The sequence below is a fragment of the Streptomyces sp. NPDC051214 genome (genome assembly GCF_040682375.1).
Classification (GTDB): domain Bacteria; phylum Actinomycetota; class Actinomycetes; order Streptomycetales; family Streptomycetaceae; genus Streptomyces.
In genome coordinates this window covers 156,961-181,012 of the sequence record NZ_JBFBAT010000002.1, presented here as the reverse complement: position 1 = coordinate 181,012, position 24,052 = coordinate 156,961, and the positions used below count along the sequence as shown (strand labels likewise).

The following is a 24,052-nucleotide window of genomic DNA, read 5'->3' as shown; positions in this document are numbered from 1 at the left end:
TGAAGCAGCCTACGAGGTCGCCTTCTCCGCGTACATCTTGGCGATGACCGCCTCGATGTCGGGTTCCCTGACCGAGAGATCGACCATCGGATACCGGGCCGCGACCCGGGCGACAAGCGGAGCTGCCGACTCCGCGGCGGGGAAGGCGAGCCACTGCCGCGGTCCCTCCACCTTCACCACCCGCGCCGACTCCACCTCGATGGGCGGCAGTTCGCGCTCCAGGTCCACGACCAGGGTCCGCTCGCTCTCGCCCACCTCGTGCAGCCCCGCCAGCGGCCCGTCGTACATCAGACGCCCGTGGTCGATGACCATCACCCGCTTGCAGAGCTGCTCAATGTCGGTCAGGTCGTGCGTGGTGAGCAGGACCGTCGTCCCCGCCTCCGCGTTCAGGTCCCGCAGGAACGCACGGACCTTGGCCTTGCTGATCACGTCGAGGCCGATCGTCGGCTCGTCCAGGTAGAGCACCTCCGGATCGTGCAGGAGCGCCGCCGCGATGTCGCCGCGCATCCGCTGGCCGAGCGAGAGCTGACGCACGGGGACGTCCAACAGGGCGCCCAGCTCCAGGAGTTCCACGCAACGCTCCAGGTTCTCCCGGTAACGGGCGTCCGGAATCCGGTACATGCGGTGCATCAGGCGGTACGAGTCGAGCAGCGGCAGGTCCCACCACAGCGTCGTGCGCTGCCCGAAGACCACCCCGATGCGCCGCGCGAGACGGGTCCGCTCACGGGAAGGGTCGATCCCCGCGACCCGCAGCCGCCCGCCGCTCGGCGTCAGGATGCCCGTCAGCATCTTGATCGTCGTCGACTTGCCCGCGCCGTTCGGGCCGATGTAACCGACCATCTCACCGCGCGGCACGGTGAAGCTGATGCCGTCGACGGCACGCACCTCGTGCCTCTCGCGCCGCATGAAGCCCGTCTTCTTGCGTACGTCGAAGACCTTCTCCACATGGTCCAGCTCAATGAGGTCTTTCTCCACGGCGGTTCAGCTCCCTGTGCTGCGGTACGAACGAAGGCCCGTGCGCCAGGCGAGGCCCGCCAGCGCGAGAAGGAGGGCGGCCACGAGCGGCGGCGTGAACGCCACCCACGTCGGCAGGTCCAGCGGATAGGGACGCCCCAGGACGTACAGCGCGGGGATCCAGTTCACGAAGGCCAGCGGCAGGATGAAGGTGACGCCCCGCACCAGGTCCTTGGCGAACACGGTCGGCGGGAACTGGAGCAGCGTGGTGCCGCCGTACGTGAACGCGTTCTGGACCTCGGCCGCGTCCTGCGCCACGAACTGGAAGGCCGCGCCGCCCACGAACACGGCCGCGAAGATGCCCGCGCCGCAGAGCAGCATCAGCGGGACCATCAGCACCTTCGACGGGGTCCAGGCGATGTCCAGGACCACGAGCGCGTACACCAGGACGAACGCGCCCTGCAGCAGCCGCCCGAGCCGGTGCAGCCCGAAGCGGTCGGCGGCCACCTGTGCGATCACCGGGGCGGGCCGCACCAGAAGCGTGTCGAGCGTGCCGTCACGCACCCGCTTGCCCAGCCGGTCCATGGAACCGAGGGAGAGGTCGGCGAGCCCGAACGAGGTGCACGTGGCGCCGTACAGGAAGGCGATCTCGGACAGCGAGTAGCCGCCGAGCCGGTCCACCTGCGAGAACATCAGCAGGATCGCCGCGAAGTCGAAGGCGGTCACCGCGAAATTGCCGAACGCGGTCATCGCGAAGGACAGCCGGTAGGCCATCAGGGAGCGGATCCACATGGCGGAGATCAGCCGGTAGGCCCGCAGCCCGTCCCGCACCTGCGTCAGGCCGCCCCGCACCCGCGTCAGGTCAGCCACCCTGGACCACCACCCGACGCGTGGCCACGGCCTGAAGAAGCCGCCCGGCCGTGAGCAGCGCCGCGGCCCAGCCGATCTGGAACGCGTACGTCCGCAACAGGTCCACGCCCGTGTGCTTGCCCAGGAACACATCGGCGGGCACCTGGAGCAGCGCCGACCAGGGCAGCGCGCGGGCGAACTCGCCGAGCGCGCCCGGGAAGACGTTCAGCGGGAGCAGCATCCCGGAGAAGAAGGTGCCCGCGAGCATCGCCACCTGGGTGGTGCCCGCGCCGTCCATCAGCCAGAACGCGGAGAGCGCCACCAGGAAGCGGATCGCGAAGCTGACGAGCGCGCCGAGGATCACGGCGAGCAGGAAGGCCAGCCAGCGCAGCGGTTCGGTGGGCAGGGCCAGGTCGAAGATGAGGGCGCCGACCACCATCGGCACGACACCGCGCCCGAGCAGCTGGAACAGGGCGCGGCCCAGGTCGGTCGCCAGCCACCAGAGCTGCAGGTCGGCGGGGCGGTACAGGTCGACGGCGATGTCCCCGGTGCGGATGCGTTCGATCAGCTCGCCCTCGAAGCCGCCGCCCATCAGCGCCATCACCGTGAGCAGCGCCTGCCCCAGCCACACGAACGTCAACGCCTGCGACTGGTCGTAACCGCCGAGCCCCGGCCGCTCGTCCCACAGGGCGATATAGGTGTACGCGAGGATCAGCCCGAAGACGGTGTTGGTGAACACTCCCGCCAGGGTCGCCGTCCGGTAGGTCGCGTACCGTCTGAAGCCTCCCCGGGCGACGGCCGCGTACAAGCGGAACCGTCCTATACGCACACGCATCCCCTTTGACGAGAGCCTTGACGATTTTGCGAGACCCTTGACCGAAGCCCTGCCCCGGCCTGGGCCAAAGGGACGGAGCCTAGTGCGGACGTCATCGCTCGTGCCAGGCATTTTCCGCACGCGGCGCGTGCCTGGCGGGGAACGCATGAAGCGACAGTGTGCAATGGGTCGTACGAGGCGTACGTGACGTACGACGCGAACCGGGAGTTCCACGAGACATGAGCAGCGACGAGCCGCAGCAGCAGGGCGCCAAGAAATCCGAGGGATGGGCGCCCCGCGAACCCGTGGACACCCCGGCCGACACGGCGTCCGACACACCGGCCGCCACTCCGGCCGCCGCGGCGTCCGACACTCCGGAGGCGCCGGACGCCGAAGGCACCGGCAAGAAGGGCAAGAAGAAGCGCCCCAAGCGCAAGGGCTGGCGGCGGATCTTCCCCACCTGGCGCATGGTGCTCGGCGGCTTCATCCTGCTGATCCTGCTCTGCGTCGGCGGCTTCGTCGCCGGCTACATGATCGTCGAGATCCCGCCCGCCAACGCGGCGGCCACCGCCCAGAGCAACGTCTACCTCTACGCCGACGGCAGCCAACTGGCCCGCGACGGCGAGGTCAACCGCGAGAACGTCCCGCTGAGCCAGATCCCCAAGGAAGTCCAGCACGCCGCGCTCGCCGCCGAGGACCGGGACTTCTACAGCGAATCCGCGGTCGACCCCAAGGCGATGATCCGCGCCGCCTACAACACCGTCACCGGCAAGGGAAAGCAGTCCGGCTCGACGATCACCCAGCAGTTCGTGAAGAACTACTACCTCGGCCAGGAACAGACGGTCACCCGCAAGGCCAAGGAGTTCTTCATCTCCATCAAGCTGGACCGCGAGGTGAGCAAGGACGACATCCTCGCCGGGTATCTGAACACCAGCTACTTCGGGCGCAACGCCTACGGCGTACAGGCCGCGGCCCAGGCGTACTTCGGCGAGGACGTCAAGGACCTGGACACCGCGCAGGGCGCCTACCTCGCCACGCTCCTCAACTCCCCCAACGCCTACGACGTGGCGACCCACCCGGAGAACAAGAAGCGCGCCGAGGGCCGCTGGAACTACGTCCTCGACGGCATGGTCAAGGAAGGCTGGCTCAGCCCCGCCGACCGGGCCAAGGCCAAGTTCCCCGCGCCGAAGGAGGCCAAGGGCGCCTCCGGCCTCTCCGGCCAGCGCGGCTACCTCGTGCAGGCCGTCGAGGACTACCTGACGTCCAACGACATCGTCGACGAGGACACCCTGGCCAAGGGCGGCTACCGCATCACCACCACCCTCCAGAAGGACCGCCAGGACGCCTTCAAGGAAGCCGTCGACGAGCAGGTGATGTCCAAGATCGACAAGGACGTCCGCAAGGTCGACCGCAACGTACGCGCGGGCGGCGCCTCGATCGACCCCAAGACCGGCAAGGTCGTCGCGATGTACGGCGGCATCGACTACACCAAGCAGTACGTCAACAACGCCACCCGCCGCGACTACCAAGTGGGCTCCACTTTCAAGCCGTTCGTCTTCACCTCGGCCGTGGAGAACGGCTCCGTCACCCAGGACGGCCAGCTCATCACCCCCAACACGATCTACGACGGCACCAACAAGCGCCCCGTGCAGGGCTGGGACGGCGGGGCCTACGCCCCCGAGAACGAGGACGACGTCGACTACGGCGACATCACCGTCCGCACCGCCACCGACAAGTCCGTCAACTCCGTGTACGCGCAGATGGCCGTCGACGTCGGCTCGGACAAGGTCAAGGACACCGCCGTCGCCCTCGGCGTCCCCGAGAACACCCCCGACCTGACCGCGTCCCCCTCCATCGCGCTCGGCCCGTCCACGGCCTCCGTCCTGGACATGACGGAGGCGTACGCGACGCTCGCCAACCACGGCAAGCACCCCACGTACACGATGGTCGAGAAGGTCACCAAGGGCGGCCAGGAAGTCGAACTGCCCGAGCCGAGGACCGCGCAGGCCGTCAGCCGCGAGGCCGCCGACACCACCACCTCGATCCTGCAGAGCGTCGTCGACGGCGGCACCGGAACAGCCGCCCAGGCCGCGGGCCGCCCCGCCGCAGGCAAGACCGGCACCGCCGAGGAGGACAAGGCGGCCTGGTTCGCGGGCTACACCCCCGAACTCGCCACCGTCGTCTCCGTGATGGGCCAGAACCCCGACACCGGCGCGCACACCCCGCTCTACGGGGCGCTCGGCCAGGCCCGCATCAACGGCGGCGGCTACCCCGCGCAGATCTGGGCCCAGTTCACCAGGGACGCCCTGGAGGGCAAGCCGGTGCAGGACTTCGACCTGGAGCTCGAGGACGGCGCCGACGTGCCGCCCGTCCCGGACCCCACGGACACCGAGGAGGACCCGGCCACCGGCGGGGCCGCCACGGGCGGTGACGACACCACGCAGGGCCAGGACCAGGGCCAGACCCAGGGTCAGGATCAGGGCCAGACCCAGGGCCAGGACCAAGGCCAGACCGAGGGCCAGGACCAGGGCCAGACGCAAGGCCAGGACCAGGGGCAGACCCAGGGCGGACCGACGGACGGCGGCACCACCGACGGCTCGACGGCCGACGGCGGAGCCACCGCCGACGGAGGCGCCGCCCAGGGCGGCCAGACCGACGGCACCACCGCGGACGGCGGAACAGGCGTCGACGAAGGAGCCCTGGGCGGCGGCCTCACCGAAGGCACGGCGGCCAGAAGGAAGGGCGAGGGCAACCAGGCGTACTACGACTACTAGGGGCCCGAGTACGACGCCCTGCCTGCCGGCGCCCCGCGTACTAGTGCCCCGAGGTCGCCTTCAGGCCCACGACGGCGACCAGCAGCAACACCACGAAGAAGATCCGGGCGGCGGTGGCCGGCTCACCGAGCACCATCATCCCGACCACCGCCGCACCGGCAGCACCGATGCCGACCCACACGCCGTACGCCGTACCGATCGGCAGCGTCTTGGCGGCATGCGAGAGCAGCATCATGCTCGCGACGATCCCAAGGCCGGTGAACACGCTCGGCCACAGCCGCGTGAACCCCTCGGTGAACTTCATCCCAATCGACCAGCCCACCTCGAGCAGACCGGCGACGATCAACAGAACCCAGGCCACGACGGCACCTCCGACACGTGAGACGCGAGATCGCGTCACTTGAATGGGGGTGCGTCGTCTTTGCGGAAACCCGGTACGGCGCGTCTCGTCGGGGTCCTTCCAAGGTAGCAAAGGACACGCGTAAGGGGCTGGTGACCATGGTCACCAGCCCCTTGCACACGCCTGCGGACCCCTACAGATAAAGGCCCGTCGAATCCTCGGAGCCCTCGAACCGGTCGGCGGCCACGGCATGCAGATCGCGCTCACGCATCAGCACGTACGCCACACCCCGCACCTCCACCTCGGCCCGGTCCTCCGGGTCGTACAGCACCCGGTCACCCGGCTCCACCGCCCGCACGTTCTGCCCCACCGCGACGACCTCCGCCCAGGCCAGACGCCTGCCGACGGCAGCGGTCGCGGGAATCAGGATGCCGCCGCCGGACTTGCGCTCACCCTCGGCGGTGTCCTGCCGCACGAGCACACGGTCGTGCAGCATCCGGATGGGCAGCTTGTCGTCGTGGGGGCTGTGTCCCCGGCTCTTGGCGCTCACGCCCCGAACCTACCTGCCGACGATCCGCACGGACGATGCCGGGTCAGCCCTTGCGGCGCCGCGTGCTCACCGCGAGCATCCCCACGAGACCCACGACCACCAGCGCCACCGGAACGATCCGCTCCAGACGCGGCGCACCGTCCTCACGCACCAGCTGGCCCCGCACATCGGACACCACGCGGTTCGCACCGACGTACGCCCGCCCGAGGGAATTGTCCACACTGGCGACGACCTTGGCCTTCGCGTCACCCACGATCGTCTTCGGGTGAACCCGCACCCCGATCTCGTCGAGCGTCTCGGCAAGCGTCACGCGACGGCGCTTGATGTCCGCCTCGATCTGCGCCGGGGTCCTGATATCCGACGTGTCCGACACCGCGCTGCCTCCGTGGTCGTGTCCGGCTGTCTGATCCTTCAGTACGTCTCGCCGACAGTCTGTCAGCTCCACGCGCACAGCACCCCACGGCACCCCTATTACGCTCGACTCCGTCACCAGACGTTTTACGAACATCCCGTTACGAGCACCTGCGCGAGGAGACCGAAGATGAGCGAGCGACTCACCCCCGGCGACACGGCCCCGGCCTTCACCCTGCCGGACGCGGACGGCAACGAGGTCTCCCTCGCCGACCACAAGGGCCGCAAAGTCATCGTCTACTTCTACCCCGCCGCCCTCACCCCCGGCTGCACCAAGCAGGCCTGCGACTTCACCGACAACCTCGACGCCCTCGCCACCGCCGGCTACGACGTCATCGGCGTGTCCCCCGACAAGCCCGAGAAGCTCGCCAAGTTCCGCGAGCAGGAGAACCTCAAGGTCACGCTCGTCGGCGACCCCTCCAAGGAGACCCTGGAGGCCTACGGCGCCTTCGGCGAGAAGAAGCTCTACGGCAAGACCGTGACCGGCGTCATCCGCTCCACGGTCGTCGTCGACGAAGCGGGCAAGGTCGAGCACGCGTTCTACAACGTCAAGGCGACAGGCCACGTAGCCAAAATCATCAAGGACCTGGGTATCTGACCCGCCCCGGGCCCACACCCCCCCCCCACGACTGTGACGAACGCCCCCTTCAAAGGGGCGTTCGTTTGCGTCGGCCAACTTCGAGCAAGTGATGCCAGGAGGATTGTTCGCAGAACGGAAGGACTACCCATGGCGGCCCACGACGAGGCAGCGGCCGACGCCGACGCGGTCAAGCGGCACCGCAACCTGTTCCGGGCCGTCAAACGGCGCAAAGACCCCCCGCTGCGCCGCACCGACATCACGGTCACGGACGAGGCCGCGGTCAAGCGGGCGGTCAAGGCCGCATCGCTCGGCAACGCCATGGAATGGTTCGACTTCGGCATCTACAGCTACCTCGCCGTCACCATCGGCCACGTCTTCTTCCCATCCGGGAACGACACGGTCCAGCTGATCTCGTCCTTCGCGACCTTCGCGGTGTCCTTCCTCGTACGCCCCATCGGCGGCATGGTCTTCGGCCCCATGGGCGACAAGATCGGCCGCAAGAAGGTCCTCGCCCTCACGATGATCCTCATGGCCATCGGCACCCTCGCCATCGGCCTGATCCCGTCCTACGCCACCATCGGCTTCTGGGCCCCCGTCCTGCTGATCTTCTTCCGCCTCGTCCAGGGCTTCTCCACCGGCGGTGAGTACGGCGGCGCGTCCACCTTCATCGCCGAGTACGCCCCCGACAAGCGCCGCGGCTTCTTCGGCAGCTTCCTGGAAATGGGCACCCTGGCCGGCTACACCGGCGCCGCGGGACTCGTCCTCATCCTCAACAGCGCACTCGGCGCGGACACCATGGAGCAGTGGGGCTGGCGCGTCCCCTTCCTCGTCGCGGGACCGCTCGGCCTCGTCGGCCTCTACCTGCGGCTGAAGCTCGACGAGACACCCGCGTTCCAGAAAATGGAGGACGCCACCTTCCACGCGGCGTCCGAAGGCGCCTCCACCGTCGAGACCACCGCCAAGGGCGACCTCGCCAAGATCTTCCGCGAGCACTGGCCGACGCTGATCCTCTGCATCGCCCTGGTCGGCGCGTACAACGTCACCGACTACATGCTCCTGTCGTACATGCCGACATACCTCTCCGACGAACTCGGCTACGACGACTCACACGGCCTGCTCATCCTCATCGGCACCATGATCGTCCTGATGCTGCTCATCACCCAGGTCGGCAAGCTCTCCGACCGCTTCGGGCGCAAGCCGCTCCTGATGACGGGCATGGTCAGCTTCTTCGTCCTCTCCATCCCGGCGTTCCTCCTGATCAAGCAGGGCAGCCTGATCGCAGTCTCCGCCGGCATGCTCCTCCTGGGCCTCTCCCTGCTCTGCCTCCTCGGCACGATGTCGGCGACGCTCCCGGCCCTGTTCCCCACCTCGGTCCGCTACGGCTCCCTGTCGGTGGGCTACAACATCTCCGCCTCCCTCTTCGGCGGCACGGCCCCCCTGGTCATCACGTCCCTGATCAGCGTCACGGGCACGGACATGATCCCGGCGTACTACTCGATGGCGGCGGCGCTGGTCGGCATCATCGCGGTCTCCTGCATGAAGGAAACAGCCCAGAAGCCGCTGTCGGGCTCGCCCCCGTCGGTGGGAACAAGGGAGGAAGCAGCAGAAATGGTCGAGGCAGCAGCCCCAACGCCGCGCTTCTGACTCCCCTCCCCCTCCGGCCCGGAACGGCCCGCCCCTCGCACAAGAGGGGCGGGCCGTTCCGCATTTCGTGCGTGACTGTCCGATAAGCGGTTCGTTAGCCCGTACGAGACTGCGGTGCGCGGTCGGATGGGGAGGGGAACGATGCCGGACCCGTACAGCAAGGATCGGTTGATGCCGGTCGTCGCCGAGGCCCGCAACTGGACTGACCTGATGCGGCGCCTCGGCCTCAGGCCGAGCGGAGGGCAACGGCGCGTGCTGCAAGAGAAGGTGGCCTGCCACGGACTCGACACGAGCCACTTCGCCCAGCGCAGCCCCTGGCGCAAATATCCGGACGCCGCGATAGCTGAAGCCGCCGTGTCGTCGTCCTCGCTTCGCGAGGTGGCACTCAAGTTGGGCGCCGCACCAGCCACCGGAACGCTCTCGCACATCCGCCGCCGCATCAGCGCTGCCGGCATCGACATCAGCCACTTCCCCGGCATGGACCGACCCGAACTGGATCTGCCCTTCACCGCCGAGGAACTGAGGGCCGCGGCCGCGGCGGCGAGCAGCGTGCGCGGCGTGGCGCGCGCCTTGGGGATACCTGACGACAGCCGCTCACGCGCAGCGCTGAGCCGCATGCTGCGCGCGCAGGGCATCGACACCGGGCACTTCTCCCACCAGCGTCCGTCGATCCCGGAGGAACAACTCCGCGACCTGGTACGAAGCTGCGACAGCTACGCCGATGTGATGCGGGGCCTCGGCATGGAGGTCGACGACACCAACCACCGCCGCGTTCGGCGCGCGGCAGCGCACCTCGGCCTCGACACCAGCCACTTCAAACGCCGTCCCTGGGCGCAGGCGGAGCGTCCCGCTCCGCCACCCATCGCTCATCGGGTGCTGGTCGTGCTGCCGGATGACGCCGGACGGACCAACAGGGCTCAGCTCCACCGAGCCCTGAGCGAGATCGGGTTGCCGTACGTGTGCGCCGGGTGTGGCAGCACCGGTGAATGGCTCGGGCGCCCGATCACCCTGCAGATCGACCACGTCAACGGGAACTGGCGCGACAACCGGCGGGAGAACCTTCGGTACTTGTGCCCCAACTGTCATGCGCTGACGGAGACGTGGTGTCGGCAGAAGGGAAGGACGCCGCTCACCGGATAGCAGCCGACCCTCGTTACACTTACAGCCGCCCGTCATGCCTGACGACGGGCGGCTAGCGGCGGTGGCGCAGTGGCGACGCAGCAGACTTAGGATCTGTGGCCCTTGATCGGGCTTGAGGGTTCGAATCCCTTCCGCCGCACAAAAATGACCTGCGAATCAGAGGTTTGATCGCAGGTCATTTTTATGCGCTCCCTCAGCCCAACAGCTCCCGAACCACCGGCACCAGCGCCCGGAACGCCTTCCCCCGGTGGCTGATCGCGTTCTTTTCCTCCGCGGAGAGTTCTGCGCACGTGCGGGACTCGCCCTCCGGCTGGAGGATCGGGTCGTAGCCGAAGCCGCCTGTGCCTGACGGGGTGTGGCGGAGGGTGCCGCGGAGTTGGCCCTCCACCACCCGCTCCGTGCCGTCCGGGAGGGCGAGGGCTGCCGCGCAGGCGAAGTGGGCTCCCCGGTGGGTGTCCGCGTCGATGTCGCCCAGCTGGGCGAGCAACAGCCGCAGGTTCGCCGCGTCGTCGCCGTGCTTGCCCGCCCAGCGGGCGGAGAAGATGCCGGGGGCTCCGCCGAGGACGTCGACGCAGAGGCCGGAGTCGTCGGCGACGGCGGGGAGGCCGGTGGCCTCGGCGAGGGCGTGGGCCTTGAGGAGGGCGTTCTCGGCGAAGGTGACGCCGGTTTCCCTGACGTCGGGGATCTCGGGGTAGGCGTCCGCGCCGACGAGCTCGTGGGTGAGGCCTGCGTCGGCGAGGATCGCCTTGAGTTCCGTGATCTTGCCGGCGTTGCGGGTGGCGAGGATGAGGCGGGTCATGGCGTCCAGTATCGACCAGCGTCCCGGCCTCCTGGCGTTACGGGGTGCAGACCTTGGTCAGTTCGCTCGTCGCGTCCACGATCGGCTTGAGGTCAGGGGTCGCGTCGCCGTTGTTGATGGCGTCGCGGACGTTGCCGACGGCCTTGTCGAGGTCGTCGACGGCCTTGTTCACGTCGGTGTCGTCGGTCTTGTCGCCGATCTCGTCGATGTTCTTGTCGATCTTGTCGAGTGCCTCGTCCGCCTGTGTGGGGTCGTCGCCGGCCTTCTCGAGGGCCTGCTGCAGGTCGGTGACGCTGTCGGCGATGGCGTCGGCGGTCTGGACGCAGTCGAGGGCCTTGTTGACGGCGTCGCACCCGACCAGGCCGATGCCCGCCGGTACGGCGATCAGAACTGCGGTGATGGCGGTGGCTATACGGCGGTGACGCGCGGCCATGCTTGGGTCCCTCCCCGGGTGCTGTACGGGCGCACGGCTTTGCCCGTGCGCCCGTATTCGTTAGAACGCGTGTGGGGGGTCCGATGGTTGCCTTCCGGACCGTGGGGTTGCCGGAAGGCGGCGGCGCCCGTCGTCGGCCGCGCGCGTCGTCCTACTTGGTTGCTTCGAGCGCTGCGCGCTGGAACGCGGCGAGGTCTTCGCAGCCGCCGACGGCGAGGTCGAGGAGGGCGTTGAGTTCCTTGCGGTCGAAGGGCTCGGCCTCGGCGGTGCCCTGGACCTCGACGAAGCGGCCGTCGCCGGTGCAGACGACGTTCATGTCGGTGTCGGCCTTGACGTCTTCCTCGTAGCGGAGGTCGAGGAGGGGTACGCCGCCGACGATGCCGACGGAGACGGCGGAGACGGTGTCGGTGAGGGGCTTGCGGCCGGCCTTGATGAGCTTCTTGCCCTGGGCCCAGGCGACGGCGTCGGCGAGGGCGACGTAGGCGCCGGTGATGGCGGCGGTGCGGGTGCCGCCGTCGGCCTGGAGGACGTCGCAGTCGAGGACGATGGTGTTCTCGCCGAGGGCCTTGTAGTCGATGACGGCGCGCAGTGACCGTCCGATGAGGCGGGAGATCTCGTGGGTGCGGCCGCCGATCTTGCCGCGTACGGATTCGCGGTCGCCGCGGGTGTTGGTGGAGCGGGGGAGCATCGAGTACTCGGCGGTGACCCAGCCTTCGCCGCTGCCCTTGCGCCAGCGGGGGACGCCTTCGGTGACGGAGGCGGTGCAGAAGACCTTGGTGTCGCCGAAGGAGATGAGGACGGAGCCTTCGGCGTGCTTGCTCCAGCCGCGTTCGATGGTGATCGGGCGGAGTTGTTCGGGGGTGCGGCCGTCGATTCGGGGTGCGGGGAGCGGCGTGGAGAGAGGCGTGGAGGACATGCGGTCGAGCCTATCGGCACATGGCTGAGGGCCCTGACCGGTTGTCGGCGGGCCCTCGGCGGTGGATCGAGCTGTGCTCGGCTGGGTTCAGCTGCTCACATCATGTCTTCGATGTCTGCGGCGATGGGGTCGGCGTCGGTGCCGATGACGACCTGGATCGCGGTGCCCATCTTGACGACTCCGTGGGCGCCTGCGGCCTTCAGGGCGGCGTCGTCGACGAGGCTCGGGTCGTGGACCTCGGTGCGGAGGCGGGTGATGCAGCCCTCGACCTCTTCGATGTTGTCGATGCCGCCGAGCCCGGCGACGATCTTCTCAGCCTTGCTGGCCATGGTGTTCTCCCTGTTCTTAAAGGACGCGGCCTCACCACACCGTAGGTCCGCTTTGTCACGGTAACGCACGGTTGGAGCATCTTCGCGGGCGGCTACGGCACTCGTACCCAATGATGGCGATCAAGGTGCCATCCCCACGGCAATCCTCATGCCACTCCTGCCGGGACGGCACCGCACTCGTTCCGCAACTGGTCTACACCAGTTTTCAACGCCCGCCAAACCTGGCTTGTTCCGGAGGGGACGCCGATGAGTACCGACGCAGCAGCGGTGCCGCAGAAGAAGTGGTGGAACGGCCTGTTCCAGGGCCTGCAGAAGATGGGCCGCAGCCTCCAGCTCCCCATCGCCGTACTGCCCGCCGCCGGCATCCTCAACCGTCTCGGACAGCCGGACGTCTTCGGCGCGGACGGCCTCGGCTGGGACAACGTGGCCAAGGTCTTCGCGGCGGCGGGTGGTTCCCTTCTGGACTCCACGCTGGGTCTGCCCCTGCTGTTCTGCATCGGTGTCGCGATCGGCATGGCCAAGAAGGCGGACGGCTCCACGGCGCTCGCCGCGGTGGTGGGTTTCCTCGTGTACTACGCGGTGCTTCGCGCCTTCCCCGACGACTGCCCGGCGGACACCACGTTCGGCGCCGCGGGCATGTGGAGCGGGGTCTGCATCGCGGAGGACGGGACGCCCGCGCAGGCCGCGTACCAGAATCCAGGGGTCTTCGGCGGCATCGTGATGGGTCTGCTCGCCGCGTGGTTCTGGCAGCGCTATCACCGCGTGAAGCTGGTCGACTGGCTGGGCTTCTTCAACGGCCGCCGTCTGGTGCCGATCATCATGGCCTTCGTCGGGCTGGTCTTCGCCGGTCTGTGCGTGTGGATCTGGCCGCCCATCGGTGACGCGCTGACCAGCTTCTCCAAGTGGCTCGTGGACCTGGGGTGGCTGGGCTCCGGGATCTTCGGCGTGGCCAACCGCGCGCTGCTCACGATCGGTCTGCACCAGTTCCTGAACACGTTCGTCTGGTTCCAGTTCGGTGACTACGAGAAGCCCGACGGCACGATGGTCCACGGTGACATCAACCGGTTCCTGGCGGGTGACCCGACGGCGGGTCAGTTCACCTCGGGCTTCTTCCCGATCATGATGTTCGCGCTGCCCGCGGCGGCTCTGGCGATCACCCACGCGGCCCGGCCGGAGCGCCGCAAGGTGGTCGGCGGCCTGATGCTGTCGGTCGGTCTGACGTCGTTCGTCACGGGCATCACCGAGCCGATCGAGTACTCGTTCCTCTTCATCGCGCCCGCGCTGTACGCGATCCACGCGGTGCTCACCGGTGTCTCGATGGCGGTGACGTGGGCGCTGGGGGTCAAGGACGGCTTCAGCTTCTCGGCGGGTCTCATCGACTACGTCATCAACTGGAGTCTGGCGACCAAACCCTGGCTGATCATTCCCATCGGGCTCGTGTTCGCCGTCGTGTACTACGCCTTGTTCAGCTTCGTGATCCGCAAGTTCGACCTGCATACGCCGGGGCGTGAGCCGGAGGAGGAAGCGGAAGCGCAGGACGCGGAGCAGACGAAGGCTTAGCCGCTGGCAGGGCCGTCGTTCCGGCCCGCTGCCGCGTCGCACCGGAAGGCCCCGGGACCTTGTGGTCCTGGGGTCTTTCCACGTCAATTTCGCGTTATGGCGGACCCCACAAAACTCGTGGGTTCCTTACGTCACCTTCACCGTGCTACAACAGGTCTACACCACTTAATGGTGTAGACCACGCGGCCGTCCGCCGCGACCCCCGGAGACGCCGCCGTCACCCACTTCCCTGTCCCCAGGCGGCGCCTTGCCCACTGGAGGAAGTTGTGTCCACGGCCAGTGCCGCCCCCGCGGCCGACAAGAAGAAGGGCTCCGGCGCGATGGCTGTCATGCAGCGCATCGGCCGCAGCCTCATGCTGCCGGTCGCCGTGCTGCCCGCAGGCGCCCTGCTCGTCCGGCTCGGCAACCCCGACATGCTCGGACGCCCGTCGTTCCCGGAATTCATCACGAAGATCGCCGGCTTCATGGCCGCGGGTGGCAACGCCATCCTCGACAACATGGCGCTGCTGTTCGCCGTCGGCATCGCGATCGGCTTCGCCAAGAAGTCGGACGGCTCGACGGCCCTGGCCGCCGTCACCGGCTACCTGGTCTTCAAGAACGTGCTCGCCACGTTCACCGACCCGAACCTCGACAAGATCGCCAAGGTCGTCGACGGCAAGATAGTCATGACCGAGGCCCCGGTGGACGCCAAGGTCCTCGGCGGTGTCGTGATGGGCATCGTCGTCGCCCTGCTCTACCAGAAGTTCTACCGGACCAAGCTGCCCGACTGGGCGGGCTTCTTCGGCGGCCGCCGCCTCGTCCCGATCCTCTCGGCCTTCGCGGGCCTGCTCCTCGGCATCGTCTTCGGCTACATCTGGCCGGTCCTCGGCACGGGTCTGCACAACTTCGGTGAGTGGCTCGTCGGTTCCGGCGCCGTGGGCGCGGGCATCTTCGGTGTCGCCAACCGCGCGCTGATCCCGGTCGGCATGCACCACCTCCTGAACTCCTTCCCGTGGTTCCAGGCCGGTTCGTACGAGGGCAAGAGCGGCGACATCAACCGCTTCCTCGCGGGTGACCCGACCGCCGGACAGTTCATGACCGGCTTCTTCCCGATCATGATGTTCGCGCTTCCCGCGGCCTGCCTCGCGATCGTGCACTGCGCCCGTCCCGAGCGCCGCAAGGTCGTCGGCGGCATGATGTTCTCGCTCGCGCTCACCGCCTTCGTGACCGGTGTGACCGAGCCGATCGAGTTCACGTTCATGTTCATCGCCCCGGTCCTGTACGCGATCCACGCGGTCCTCACCGGTGTCTCCATGGCGCTGACCTGGGCGCTCGGCATGAAGGACGGCTTCGGCTTCTCGGCGGGAGCGGTCGACTTCTTCCTCAACCTCGGCATCGCCAGCAACCCATGGGGCCTGGCCCTGGTGGGCCTCTGCTTCGCCGCGGTCTACTACGTGGTCTTCCGCTTCGCGATCACCAAGTGGAACCTCCCGACGCCGGGCCGCGAGTCCGACGAGGAGCTCGCCGAGATCCTCAAGGCCGAGGCGAAGTAGCCTCCCGCCCCCTCGCATGACGAAGCCCCGCACCGTTGAGACCAACGGTGCGGGGCTTCGTCGTGCCGCTAGATCTCGTACGTCCTGCCGGGCGCCGCGAGTTCGGTGGGGCCGTCGTACACCGAGCGCGCGTCCGCCAGGTTCACCTGGGGGTCCGTCCACGGCGGGATGTGGGTGAGGACCAGTCGCCCGGCATTGGCGCGCCGTGCGGACTCGCCGGCCTCGCGGCCGTTGAGGTGCAGGTCGGGGATGTTCTCCTTGCCGTGCGTGAAGGCCGCCTCGCAGAGGAACAGGTCGGTGTCGGCGGCCAGTTCCTCGAGCGCGCCGCACACCCCGGTGTCTCCCGAGTACGTGAGGGACCTGCCCCCGTGCTCGACGCGGATGCCGTACGCCTCGACGGGGTGGTGGACCTTCTCCGTGCGGACGGAGAACGGGCCGATGTCGAACGAGGCCGGCTTGACGGTGTGGAAGTCGAAGACCTCGCTCATCGAGGAGGCCGAGGGGGTGTCGGCGTACGCGGTGGTCAGGCGCTGTTCCGTGCCCTCGGGTCCGTAGACCGGGATGGGGGCGCAGCGGCCGCCTTCGTGCCGGTAGTAGCGCGCCACGAAGTAGGCGCACATGTCGATGCAGTGGTCGGCGTGCAGGTGGCTGAGGAAGATCGCGTCCAGGTCGTACAGACCGACGTGGCGCTGCAGCTCGCCGAGGGCGCCATTGCCCATGTCGAGCAGCAGCCGGAAGCCGTCGGCCTCTACGAGGTAGCTCGAACAGGCCGAGTCCGCGGACGGAAACGACCCCGAGCAGCCGACGACGGTGAGCTTCATGGAGCGGAAACCTCCGGGGGCGAAACGGGGGTTGTGCGGGGGCCTTGCGGGGGCTCGCGAAGGGCCTGCGAGAGGCTCTTCGAGGAGTTCTGCGGTCCGTCGAGCGTAAGGCGCAAAAGGTCCGGTCGCTCCTCCGTCGTGGGCCGTTGTGGGAGAACTCACCTGCGCTGTCACCGGTTCGGGGGGCGCGCGGGGCGGGGAGCGCCCCGGTACCGTCTGCGGTATGGATACGTCATGGTGGCTCGCCCTGGCCGCCGTGGTGGTGCTCGCCGCGGTCGCCGCGGTGGTGGACGGCCGGGGTCGCTCCGACCGCGGTCCCCGCGGTCGTACCACCCGGCCGCCGGGACGTCCGCGCGGCCCGCGGCGCAGGCTGCCCGCGCCGAGACCGGCGGAGATCTGGTGGGCGCGGGTGCCGTACGAGGACGGTCCGGGGGCGAAGGACCGGCCCTGTCTGGTGTTGTCGGTGCGGGGCGAGAGCGCGGTCGTCGCGAAGATCACCAGCAAGTACCACGACGAGCGGGCCGGGGTGATTCCGTTGCCGCCCGGGGCGGTGGGGGACGCGCGGGGCCGTCCGAGTTTCCTGGAGACCGACGAGCTGCGGGACGTGCCGGTGTGGGAGTTCCGCAGGCGGGCGGGGACCGTGGATCCGGCGCTGTGGGATCAGATCAGGTACTTGGCGGGCTGACCGGCGAGAACGCCGGGCCGGACAGCGAAAACGCCGGTCGGTCTGGAGGTGTCCAGTCCGGCCGGCGTCGTCTTCGCGGCTGTTCTCAAGCCCACAGTTGTCCTTGCACCGTTTCGATGGCCTCCTCGGTCGTCGCCGCGGTGTAGACGCCGGTCGAGAGGTATTTCCAGCCACCGTCGGCCACCACGAACGCGATGTCGGCGGACTCCCCCGCGGCCAGGGCCTTCTTGCCGACGCCGATCGCCGCGTGCAGTGCGGCGCCGGTGGAGACGCCGGCGAAGATGCCCTCCTGCTGGAGGAGCTCACGGGTCCGTGTCACCGCGTCGGCCGAGCCGACCGAGAAGCGGGTGGTCAGGACCGACGCGTCGTACAGCTCGGGCACGAAGCCCTCGTCGAGGTTGCGCAGGCCGTACACGAGGTCGTCGTAGCGGGGCTCCGCGGCGACGATCTTGATGTCCGGCTTCTGCTCGCGCAGGAAGCGGCCCACGCCCATGAGCGTGCCCGTCGTGCCGAGGCCCGCCACGAAGTGGGTGATGGAGGGCAGGTCGGCGAGGATCTCGGGACCGGTGGTCGCGTAGTGCGCGCCCGCGTTGTCCGGGTTGCCGTACTGGTAGAGCATGACCCAGTCCGGGTGCTCGGCGGAGAGCTCCTTGGCGACGCGTACCGCTGTGTTGGAGCCTCCGGCCGCCGGGGAGGAGATGATCTCCGCGCCCCACATGGCGAGGAGGTCGCGCCGCTCCTGCGAGGTGTTCTCCGGCATGACGCACACGATGCGGTAGCCCTTGAGCTTGGCCGCCATGGCGAGCGAGATGCCCGTGTTGCCGGACGTCGGCTCCAGGATCGTGCAGCCGGGCGTCAAACGCCCGTCCTTCTCCGCCTGTTCGACCATGTGCAGCGCCGGGCGGTCCTTGATGGAGCCGGTGGGGTTACGGTCCTCCAGCTTCGCCCAGATACGGACGTCCTCGGACGGGGAGAGCCGCGGCAGGCGGACGAGGGGCGTGTTGCCCACGGCCGCCAGCGGGGAGTCGTAGCGAGGCATCCGCGATCAGACCATGCCGCCGGCCACGGCCGGGAGGATCGTGACGTTGTCGCCGTCCGTGAGCTTGGTGGAGATGCCGTCCAGGAAGCGGACGTCCTCGTCGTTCAGGTACACGTTCACGAAGCGGCGCAGCTTGTCGCCGTCCACGATGCGCTCGGCGATGCCCGCGTGCCGCGAGTCGAGGTCGCTGAAGAGTTCGGCGAGGTTGTCGCCGCTGCCCTCGACGGCCTTGGCGCCGTCGGTGTAGGTGCGGAGGATGGTCGGGATGCGGACCTCGATGGCCATGGCTTGGGCTCCTGTCGGGAGAAGTCACGTGGGTGGGCGCGCGGCGGCCCGGTCGTGCGGGTGCGTACGTGCGGGTGCATGTATGCGGGGTGCGTAGGCGTTACGCGGGGATGGCGCCGCGGCTCACGGCCGTACGGCGGCGGCTGTCAGCGCGAACAGATCGCGCTGGAGAGCCTGCACAAATCGACGTGCAGACGCGCAACGAGCAGCATGCCCGGCATCTTGTCGCTCACGTCGTGGGGAACCATGCGGTCATCGTATCGATTCCCGGTCCGGGTTCTGGAATGTGATCTCACATCGTGGATGGTTGGCGTCCATCACGTGGATGGGGGGAGGTAGGTGACCGTCGGCGCCCCGGTCGCGGGGTGCACCGAGACCTCTGCCGTGACCCCGTACACGTCGGCGAGGAGCTCGCTGGTCAGGACTTCTTTGGGCGGTCCTGACGCGACGAGCGTGCCGGCGTCGAGGACGTACAGGCGGTCGCAGTAGTAGGCCGCCAGATTGAGGTCGTGCAGGGCAAGCAGATTCGTCGTGCCGAGGTCGCGGACCAGGGCGAGGATCTCCAGCTGGTAGCGGATGTCCAGATGATTGGTCGGTTCGTCGAGGACCAGGACCGCGGGCTCCTGCACCAGCGCCCTCGCCACCAGGGCACGCTGGCGCTCACCGCCGGAGAGCCCGGCGAAGACGCGGTGCGCGAGGTCCGCGGCGCCGACCCTCTCCAGCGCATCGCCGACCAGGACGTCGTCCCGCGCGGTGTCCGCCTCCCAGAAGTGTTTGTGCGGGGAGCGGCCCATGGCGACGATCTGCCGGACGGTGAGCTCGAAGCCGGTGTGCCCGTCCTGCGGGACGGTGGCGATGCGGCGGGCGCGGTCCTTGGCCGAGCGGCCCGCCAGGTCGTCGCCGTCCAGGAGGACGCGGCCGCCGGTGGGCGCGAGGGTGCCGTAGACGCAGCGCAGGAGGGTGGTCTTGCCGCTGCCGTTGGGGCCGACGATGCCGATGGTCTCGCCGGGCCCCGCGTGCAGGGTGACGTCGTCGACGAGGCGCTTGGCCCCGATCGCGTAGGAGAGGCCCTCGGTGCGGAGAGTTGCTGGGTGGCTCATGCGGTCGCCTCCGTACGGTTCCTTCGGAGCATCCACAGGAAGAACGGGCCGCCCGTCAGCGCGGTGAGGACGCCGACCGGGATGTCCTGCGGCGCCGCGACCGTGCGTGCGGCGAGATCAGCGGCGACCAGGAACACGGCGCCCATCAGGGCCACCACCGGCAGCAGCGTCCGGTGGGCGGCGCCGACCAGCATCCGGGCCGCGTGCGGCACCATCAGGCCGACGAAGCCGACGGCCCCGCTGTACGCGACGAGTACGCCGGTCAGGAGCGAGGCGAGGACGAAGACGGCGACGCGGAAGCGGGCCGTGTCGAGGCCGAGGACGGTGGCGCCCTCCTCCCCCACCAGGAGGAGGTCCAGGGGCCTGGCGAGGGCGACGAGCAGGGCCGTGCCGAGGAGGAGTGCGACGCCGGGCAGCGCGAGCATGTCCCAACGGGCGCTGCCGAGGCCGCCGAGCGTCCAGTACAGGACTTCCTTGAGGTGGTCGGCGCTGTCGGCGGTGATCAGGATGAGGCTGGTCAGGGCGGCCAGGATGTACGAGACGGCCACCCCCGCCAGGATCAGGCGGCCGGTGGCGAAACCGCCGCCTCCCGACCTCGCCAGGGTGTAGACGACGAGGAGCGAGAGCAGGGCGCCCACGAAGGCCGCGGCCGGGATGGTGACGGTGGTGGCGAGGCCCGCTCCCAGGCCGAAGACGCTGCCGAGGACGATGACGGCGACGGCTCCGGCGGAGGCGCCGGAGGAGACTCCGAGGAGGAAGGGGTCGGCCAGGGGGTTCCTCACCAGGGCCTGGAGGACTGTGCCGATCACGGCGAGTCCCGCGCCTACGGCTGCGCCGAGCAGGACCCGGGGTAGGCGGACGTCCAGGACGATGGTGCGGAACGGGGACGGTTCCGCACCTCCCGTCAGGATCTGCAGGACGTCGGCGGTGGGTATGCGTACTGAGCCCAGAGCGAGGCCGGCGACGACCGCTGCCGCCAGTGCCGCGCAGAGCGCTGCGATGACTGTCGCGTAGCTCAGGCGGCTGCGGGTTCGTGCGGCCGCCCTTACCCCGGACTGGTTGCCGTCCATCACCGGCTTCGCCGAGTTCGTCCTCAAACGCCGGACGGGCTGGAATACCCGCCGGACGGGCTGAGATTTCACAGCTGGTCCGCCAGCTTCCCCACCGCCGCCGGGGCCCGTACCCCCGCCACCGTGTCCGACAGCGGGAGTACCGCGAAGCGCTTGTGTTTGATGGCGGGGACGTTCGCCAGGACCGGGTCGTCCAGGAGGCGCTTCTTCTTCTGGGCCACCGTCGTGCCGCCGTAGTCGAGGATCACGATCACCTCGGGCTTGCGGTCGACCACCGACTCCCAGGACGCGTCGCCGAAGGACTTGTCCAGGTCGGCGAAGACGTTGCGGCCGCCCGCCCGCTCGATGATGTCGTTGCCGATGCCCCGGCCGCCTGCCGTGAAGGCAGACTTGTCGCCGCTGTCGTAGACGAAGACCGGGACGGGCTTCTTGGACTTCGCCTCCCTCTGCGCCAGTTCGCGCTGTGCCGCGGCCACCCACTTGTCCGCCCGCGCCCGCACCCCGAACGTGCTGCCGACCTCGCGGACCTCCCTGTAGACGTCGTCCATCGAGACGGGCTTCTTGGCGCAGCCCTCGACGTTCAGGCGGCTCTCGATGCCGGACTTCGCGAGGGCTTCGCGGCTGCGGCCCTCGCCTGCCTGGAAGGCGCTCGCGTAGCCGCCGTAGACGAAGTCGGGGTTCGTGGCCAGGAGCTTCTCGTACGAGGGGTACTCCTTGGCGAGGACCGGGGTGTCCGCGTACGCCTTCGCGTACTTCGGCAGGACCTTGTCGTCCAGGTACGCCGTGCCCGCGATGCGGTCCTTCAGGCCCAGCTCCAGCATCACCTCCGTGACGTGCTGGTTCATCGTCACGGCGCGCTTCGGGGGTGCTTCGTACGTCGTCTTCACGCCGCAGTTCGTGACCGTGTACGGGAAGCCGGGGGCCTTGGACTCCGGCTTCGCGTCCGTGCCGTCGGAGGACGAGCAGGCGGCGAGCGGGAGCAGCAGGGCCGCGGTCATGAGCACGCGTATGGGGCGGGGCATGGCTGAGCGCCTCCTCCAGGGGATTTCCGCGTTCCCTGCGTCGTGGGAGAAGAGGGCGGCAGGTCAGTTCCTGACTGCCCCACCCGCGAAGGGTGGGGTCACAGTGGCGGGACCGTGCCGGACTCGCACCGGCTTCCTGGGTCCTGCCGCCTCAAAGGTGAAGCTCAGTATGCCTGGACGACCTTCACCTCTTCTTCGGTGACCTCGCCGTCCACGATCCGGTAGGAGCGGAACTGGAAGTCGCCCGCGCCGTCGGTGTCGGCCGTGGAGACCAGGACGTAGTGGGCGCCCGGCTCGTTGGCGTACGTGATGTCGGTGCGCGAGGGGTAGGCCTCGGTCGCCGTGTGCGAGTGGTAGACGATCACCGGCTCCTCGTCGCGGTCGTCCATCTCGCGGTAGAGCTTGAGGAGGTCGCCCGAGTCGAACTCGTAGAACGTGGGCGAGCGTGCCGCGTTCAGCATCGGGATGAAGCGCTCGGGGCGGCCGGTTCCCTCCGGGCCCGCGACCACACCGCAGGCCTCGTCGGGGTGGTCCTGGCGCGCGTGCGCGACGATCTGGTCGTGAAGGGCCTGGGTCAGGGTCAGCATGGCAGCCAGGATAAGCAGAAGGGCCGGCCCGTACCGAAGAGTGGTACGGACCGGCCCACATGCTGGGATCAGGCAGGCTGATCAGCCCGGGGTCAGGACTTGAGCACGTCCTTGGGGGCGGTCTCGCCGCCGTCCGTCGACTGCGTGTCGCGCTTCTGCATGACCAGGTAGCCGATGCCCAGGATCAGGGCCCAGACCGGAGCCGCGTAGAGCGAGATCCGCGCGTCCTCGTCGATGCCCATCATGACGATGACCATGGCGATGAAGGCGAGCGCGAACCAGCTCGTGTACGGGGCGCCCGGCGCCCGGAAGGTGGACTGCGGCAGCTCGCCACGGTCGGCCTTGCGGCGGTACTTGATCTGGCAGACCAGGATCATGATCCAGGCCCACATGCCGGAGATGGTCGCGAAGGAGACGACGTAGTTGAACGCCTCGCCCGGCCACTGGTAGTTGATCCAGACGCCGACCAGCATCAGGGCTGCCGAGAAGGTGGTGCCGACCAGCGGCAGGCCGTTCTTCGTCAGCTTGGTGAAGAACTTCGGGCCCTGGCCGTTGAGCGCGAGGTCGCGCAGCATGCGGCCGGTGGAGTACATGCCCGAGTTGCAGGAGGAGAGCGCGGCCGTCAGGACGACGAAGTTGACGATCGCGGCCCCGATGCCGAGGCCCATCTCCTGGAAGGCCGCCACGAACGGCGAGACGCCCGGCTGGAACGAGGTCCACGGCACGACCGAGAGGATCATGACGAGCGCGCCGACGTAGAAGACGGCGATGCGCCACGGCACGGTGTTGATGGCCTTGGGCAGGACGGTCTTCGGGTCCTTGGACTCGCCCGCGGTGACGCCGACGAGCTCGACGGCGAGGAAGGCGAACATCACGATCTGCAGCGTCATCAGCGTGGAGCCGATGCCGTTCGGGAAGAACCCGCCCTGGTCCCACAGGTGGGAGACGGACGCGGTGTCACCGGCGTCGGAGAAGCCGATGGTGAGGATGCCGGCGCAGATGAGGATCATGCCGATGATCGCGGTGACCTTGACCATCGAGAACCAGAACTCGAGCTCGCCGAAGAGCTTCACCGAGATCAGGTTGGCGCCGTACAGGATGACCGTGAAGATCAGCGCGTACGCCCATTGTGGGATGGCGTCGTGTGTCCAGTACTGCATGTACTGGGCCGCCGCCGTGACTTCCGTGATGCCGGTGACGACCCAGAAGAGCCAGTACGTCCAGCCGGTCACGTACCCGAAGAACGGGCCGATGAATTCACGCGCGTACTCCGAGAAGGAGCCCGACACCGCGCGGTACATGAGCAGCTCGCCCAGGGCGCGCATGATGAAGAAGATGACAAGGCCGGCGATGGCGTACGCCAGGATGAGGCTCGGACCGGCCTTGTGAATGGCCTTGCCCGCGCCGAGGAACAGGCCGGTGCCGATGGCACCGCCGATCGCGATCATCTGGATCTGCCGGGCGCCGAGCCCGCGCTGATATCCCTCGCCTGACGTACCGGACGAACCGCCCGTTCCGTCGGCCTCATTGCCGTCGTGATGCTCTTCGACCTGCACTGAGGTCATGGTGACGCCTTTCTCCACGCTGATCCGTGCCCGCAGTCTGCGTATGGCCACGGATCAGGTCCTGATCCCCCCGGATATGGATGGAGTGCTACCGGCGGTCTGCCGGCCCGAGCGCCATCGGTGACATGGGTGGCGTCACCGAGTGGTCGTGAAGATTTATCACGGCCGCAACAGTGATCGGTCGTGGCGCGTGTGGCCCATGCCACGAGAAGAACCGGACAAAATTCCCTCGACGCGTCAAAAGTGCACATTG

The 24,052-nt window shown here is 68.7% G+C and carries 26 protein-coding genes, 1 tRNA gene and 2 riboswitches; of the genes, 8 read left to right on the top strand and 19 right to left on the bottom strand.

What is annotated here, in order from left to right; translation table 11 throughout:
- Positions 1-9 precede the first annotated feature (9 nt).
- The 3 genes from AB0M70_RS05295 to AB0M70_RS05285 are packed head-to-tail and all read right to left on the bottom strand — an operon-like array spanning position 10 to position 2,638.
- Positions 10-975, bottom strand: coding sequence for an ABC transporter ATP-binding protein (locus tag AB0M70_RS05295; RefSeq protein WP_365816576.1), 966 nt, complete (start codon positions 973-975; stop codon positions 10-12).
- A gap of 6 nt (positions 976-981) precedes the next feature.
- Positions 982-1,824 (bottom strand): ABC transporter permease, encoded by an 843-nt coding sequence (locus tag AB0M70_RS05290; protein ID WP_365816574.1) that lies wholly within the window; start codon positions 1,822-1,824, stop codon positions 982-984.
- Positions 1,817-2,638: an ABC-2 family transporter protein gene (locus AB0M70_RS05285; protein ID WP_365816572.1), complete on the bottom strand. Its 822-nt coding sequence runs from the start codon at positions 2,636-2,638 to the stop codon at positions 1,817-1,819. The genes AB0M70_RS05290 and AB0M70_RS05285 overlap by 8 nt, the downstream gene beginning before the upstream one ends.
- A gap of 218 nt (positions 2,639-2,856) precedes the next feature.
- On the opposite strand from AB0M70_RS05285, the gene AB0M70_RS05280 reads away from it, so the two are divergent.
- A complete protein-coding gene (locus AB0M70_RS05280) occupies positions 2,857-5,391 on the top strand; it encodes a transglycosylase domain-containing protein (protein ID WP_365816570.1) in 2,535 nt (844 codons plus the stop codon).
- 40 nt (positions 5,392-5,431) lie between these two features.
- Here AB0M70_RS05280 and AB0M70_RS05275 read toward each other — a convergent pair whose 3' ends face one another.
- From AB0M70_RS05275 to AB0M70_RS05265, 3 genes are all read right to left on the bottom strand, one after another.
- Complete coding sequence (locus AB0M70_RS05275) at positions 5,432-5,752, bottom strand: SMR family transporter (RefSeq protein WP_160505255.1); 321 nt, start codon at positions 5,750-5,752, stop codon at positions 5,432-5,434.
- A 48-nt stretch (positions 5,753-5,800) separates the two neighbouring features.
- Positions 5,801-5,871: riboswitch (guanidine-III (ykkC-III) riboswitch) on the bottom strand.
- Between the two features lie 53 nt (positions 5,872-5,924).
- Complete coding sequence (locus AB0M70_RS05270) at positions 5,925-6,281, bottom strand: co-chaperone GroES (protein WP_363309366.1); 357 nt, start codon at positions 6,279-6,281, stop codon at positions 5,925-5,927.
- A 43-nt stretch (positions 6,282-6,324) separates the two neighbouring features.
- Positions 6,325-6,654 (bottom strand): DUF3618 domain-containing protein, encoded by a 330-nt coding sequence (locus tag AB0M70_RS05265; RefSeq protein ID WP_365816567.1) that lies wholly within the window; start codon positions 6,652-6,654, stop codon positions 6,325-6,327.
- A 168-nt stretch (positions 6,655-6,822) separates the two neighbouring features.
- Here AB0M70_RS05265 and bcp point away from each other — a divergent pair, with 168 nt between their 5' ends.
- The 4 genes from bcp (at position 6,823) to AB0M70_RS05245 (ending at position 10,195) form a co-directional block, all read left to right on the top strand.
- Positions 6,823-7,290 carry a thioredoxin-dependent thiol peroxidase gene (bcp, locus tag AB0M70_RS05260; protein ID WP_363211422.1) on the top strand — a complete coding sequence of 156 codons (468 nt, stop codon included), beginning with the start codon at positions 6,823-6,825 and terminating at the stop codon, positions 7,288-7,290.
- Positions 7,291-7,419: 129 nt separating this feature from the next.
- Entirely contained in the window at positions 7,420-8,916 is a 1,497-nt protein-coding gene (gene proP, locus AB0M70_RS05255; RefSeq protein ID WP_365816565.1) for a glycine betaine/L-proline transporter ProP, read from the top strand.
- Positions 8,917-9,057: 141 nt separating this feature from the next.
- Positions 9,058-10,056, top strand: coding sequence for an HNH endonuclease (locus AB0M70_RS05250; protein ID WP_365816563.1), 999 nt, complete (start codon positions 9,058-9,060; stop codon positions 10,054-10,056).
- A 55-nt stretch (positions 10,057-10,111) separates the two neighbouring features.
- Positions 10,112-10,195, top strand: a tRNA-Leu gene (locus tag AB0M70_RS05245).
- A gap of 54 nt (positions 10,196-10,249) precedes the next feature.
- On the opposite strand, the gene rdgB is transcribed toward AB0M70_RS05245, so the two are convergent.
- From rdgB to AB0M70_RS05225, 4 genes are all read right to left on the bottom strand, one after another.
- The gene (gene rdgB, locus AB0M70_RS05240; RefSeq protein ID WP_365816561.1) at positions 10,250-10,855 is read right to left on the bottom strand and encodes an RdgB/HAM1 family non-canonical purine NTP pyrophosphatase; all 606 of its coding nucleotides are present in this window, start codon (positions 10,853-10,855) and stop codon (positions 10,250-10,252) included.
- Positions 10,856-10,892: 37 nt separating this feature from the next.
- The gene (locus AB0M70_RS05235; RefSeq protein WP_365816559.1) at positions 10,893-11,288 is read right to left on the bottom strand and encodes a hypothetical protein; all 396 of its coding nucleotides are present in this window, start codon (positions 11,286-11,288) and stop codon (positions 10,893-10,895) included.
- A gap of 151 nt (positions 11,289-11,439) precedes the next feature.
- On the bottom strand, positions 11,440-12,204 hold the full coding sequence (rph, locus tag AB0M70_RS05230) for a ribonuclease PH (protein WP_365816557.1): 765 nt from the start codon (positions 12,202-12,204) through the stop codon (positions 11,440-11,442).
- A gap of 95 nt (positions 12,205-12,299) precedes the next feature.
- Positions 12,300-12,602: a PTS glucose/sucrose transporter subunit IIB gene (locus AB0M70_RS05225; protein ID WP_365816554.1), complete on the bottom strand. Its 303-nt coding sequence runs from the start codon at positions 12,600-12,602 to the stop codon at positions 12,300-12,302.
- Positions 12,603-12,779: 177 nt separating this feature from the next.
- Here AB0M70_RS05225 and AB0M70_RS05220 point away from each other — a divergent pair, with 177 nt between their 5' ends.
- Entirely contained in the window at positions 12,780-14,093 is a 1,314-nt protein-coding gene (locus AB0M70_RS05220) for a PTS transporter subunit EIIC (protein WP_365816552.1), read from the top strand.
- Positions 14,094-14,359: 266 nt separating this feature from the next.
- On the top strand, positions 14,360-15,625 hold the full coding sequence (locus AB0M70_RS05215; protein ID WP_365816550.1) for a PTS transporter subunit EIIC: 1,266 nt from the start codon (positions 14,360-14,362) through the stop codon (positions 15,623-15,625).
- A gap of 68 nt (positions 15,626-15,693) precedes the next feature.
- Here AB0M70_RS05215 and AB0M70_RS05210 read toward each other — a convergent pair whose 3' ends face one another.
- Entirely contained in the window at positions 15,694-16,446 is a 753-nt protein-coding gene (locus AB0M70_RS05210) for an MBL fold metallo-hydrolase (protein WP_365816547.1), read from the bottom strand.
- A 223-nt stretch (positions 16,447-16,669) separates the two neighbouring features.
- On the opposite strand from AB0M70_RS05210, the gene AB0M70_RS05205 reads away from it, so the two are divergent.
- Positions 16,670-17,131: a type II toxin-antitoxin system PemK/MazF family toxin gene (locus AB0M70_RS05205; protein WP_365816545.1), complete on the top strand. Its 462-nt coding sequence runs from the start codon at positions 16,670-16,672 to the stop codon at positions 17,129-17,131.
- Positions 17,132-17,216: 85 nt separating this feature from the next.
- On the opposite strand, the gene AB0M70_RS05200 is transcribed toward AB0M70_RS05205, so the two are convergent.
- The 8 genes from AB0M70_RS05200 to AB0M70_RS05165 all read right to left on the bottom strand — a co-directional run bounded on the left by AB0M70_RS05200 (position 17,217) and on the right by AB0M70_RS05165 (position 23,799).
- A complete protein-coding gene (locus tag AB0M70_RS05200) occupies positions 17,217-18,170 on the bottom strand; it encodes a cysteine synthase (protein WP_365816543.1) in 954 nt (317 codons plus the stop codon).
- A 6-nt stretch (positions 18,171-18,176) separates the two neighbouring features.
- Positions 18,177-18,455 carry a MoaD/ThiS family protein gene (locus AB0M70_RS05195; protein ID WP_363211437.1) on the bottom strand — a complete coding sequence of 93 codons (279 nt, stop codon included), beginning with the start codon at positions 18,453-18,455 and terminating at the stop codon, positions 18,177-18,179.
- A gap of 146 nt (positions 18,456-18,601) precedes the next feature.
- A complete protein-coding gene (locus AB0M70_RS05190; protein WP_336605789.1) occupies positions 18,602-18,703 on the bottom strand; it encodes a putative leader peptide in 102 nt (33 codons plus the stop codon).
- 69 nt (positions 18,704-18,772) lie between these two features.
- Complete coding sequence (locus AB0M70_RS05185; protein WP_365816540.1) at positions 18,773-19,555, bottom strand: ABC transporter ATP-binding protein; 783 nt, start codon at positions 19,553-19,555, stop codon at positions 18,773-18,775.
- Positions 19,552-20,652: an iron ABC transporter permease gene (locus AB0M70_RS05180; protein WP_365816538.1), complete on the bottom strand. Its 1,101-nt coding sequence runs from the start codon at positions 20,650-20,652 to the stop codon at positions 19,552-19,554. The genes AB0M70_RS05185 and AB0M70_RS05180 overlap by 4 nt, the downstream gene beginning before the upstream one ends.
- Before the next feature lie 41 nt (positions 20,653-20,693).
- Positions 20,694-21,647, bottom strand: a complete 954-nt coding sequence (locus AB0M70_RS05175; RefSeq protein ID WP_365816536.1) for an ABC transporter substrate-binding protein — start codon at positions 21,645-21,647, stop codon at positions 20,694-20,696.
- 43 nt (positions 21,648-21,690) lie between these two features.
- A riboswitch (cobalamin riboswitch) is annotated at positions 21,691-21,848 on the bottom strand.
- The gene (locus tag AB0M70_RS05170; RefSeq protein ID WP_363211441.1) at positions 21,812-22,234 is read right to left on the bottom strand and encodes a M67 family metallopeptidase; all 423 of its coding nucleotides are present in this window, start codon (positions 22,232-22,234) and stop codon (positions 21,812-21,814) included. It overlaps the preceding riboswitch by 37 nt.
- 92 nt (positions 22,235-22,326) lie before the next feature.
- Positions 22,327-23,799 carry an amino acid permease gene (locus tag AB0M70_RS05165; protein ID WP_365816534.1) on the bottom strand — a complete coding sequence of 491 codons (1,473 nt, stop codon included), beginning with the start codon at positions 23,797-23,799 and terminating at the stop codon, positions 22,327-22,329.
- Positions 23,800-24,052: the final 253 nt, after the last annotated feature.

What these genes read in the sequence shown, in the direction of transcription:
- AB0M70_RS05285 (WP_365816572.1), bottom strand. Translation starts at nt 2,638, where the DNA reads ATGCGTGTGCGTATAGGACGGTTCCGCTTGTACGCGGCCGTCGCCCGG.
- AB0M70_RS05280 (WP_365816570.1), top strand. Translation starts at nt 2,857, where the DNA reads ATGAGCAGCGACGAGCCGCAGCAGCAGGGCGCCAAGAAATCCGAGGGA.
- bcp (WP_363211422.1), top strand. Translation starts at nt 6,823, where the DNA reads ATGAGCGAGCGACTCACCCCCGGCGACACGGCCCCGGCCTTCACCCTG.
- proP (WP_365816565.1), top strand. Translation starts at nt 7,420, where the DNA reads ATGGCGGCCCACGACGAGGCAGCGGCCGACGCCGACGCGGTCAAGCGG.
- AB0M70_RS05250 (WP_365816563.1), top strand. Translation starts at nt 9,058, where the DNA reads ATGCCGGACCCGTACAGCAAGGATCGGTTGATGCCGGTCGTCGCCGAG.
- rdgB (WP_365816561.1), bottom strand. Translation starts at nt 10,855, where the DNA reads ATGACCCGCCTCATCCTCGCCACCCGCAACGCCGGCAAGATCACGGAA.
- AB0M70_RS05235 (WP_365816559.1), bottom strand. Translation starts at nt 11,288, where the DNA reads ATGGCCGCGCGTCACCGCCGTATAGCCACCGCCATCACCGCAGTTCTG.
- rph (WP_365816557.1), bottom strand. Translation starts at nt 12,204, where the DNA reads ATGTCCTCCACGCCTCTCTCCACGCCGCTCCCCGCACCCCGAATCGAC.
- AB0M70_RS05220 (WP_365816552.1), top strand. Translation starts at nt 12,780, where the DNA reads ATGAGTACCGACGCAGCAGCGGTGCCGCAGAAGAAGTGGTGGAACGGC.
- AB0M70_RS05210 (WP_365816547.1), bottom strand. Translation starts at nt 16,446, where the DNA reads ATGAAGCTCACCGTCGTCGGCTGCTCGGGGTCGTTTCCGTCCGCGGAC.
- AB0M70_RS05205 (WP_365816545.1), top strand. Translation starts at nt 16,670, where the DNA reads ATGGATACGTCATGGTGGCTCGCCCTGGCCGCCGTGGTGGTGCTCGCC.
- AB0M70_RS05200 (WP_365816543.1), bottom strand. Translation starts at nt 18,170, where the DNA reads ATGCCTCGCTACGACTCCCCGCTGGCGGCCGTGGGCAACACGCCCCTC.
- AB0M70_RS05195 (WP_363211437.1), bottom strand. Translation starts at nt 18,455, where the DNA reads ATGGCCATCGAGGTCCGCATCCCGACCATCCTCCGCACCTACACCGAC.
- AB0M70_RS05190 (WP_336605789.1), bottom strand. Translation starts at nt 18,703, where the DNA reads ATGGTTCCCCACGACGTGAGCGACAAGATGCCGGGCATGCTGCTCGTT.
- AB0M70_RS05185 (WP_365816540.1), bottom strand. Translation starts at nt 19,555, where the DNA reads ATGAGCCACCCAGCAACTCTCCGCACCGAGGGCCTCTCCTACGCGATC.
- AB0M70_RS05175 (WP_365816536.1), bottom strand. Translation starts at nt 21,647, where the DNA reads ATGCCCCGCCCCATACGCGTGCTCATGACCGCGGCCCTGCTGCTCCCG.
- AB0M70_RS05170 (WP_363211441.1), bottom strand. Translation starts at nt 22,234, where the DNA reads ATGCTGACCCTGACCCAGGCCCTTCACGACCAGATCGTCGCGCACGCG.
- AB0M70_RS05165 (WP_365816534.1), bottom strand. Translation starts at nt 23,799, where the DNA reads ATGACCTCAGTGCAGGTCGAAGAGCATCACGACGGCAATGAGGCCGAC.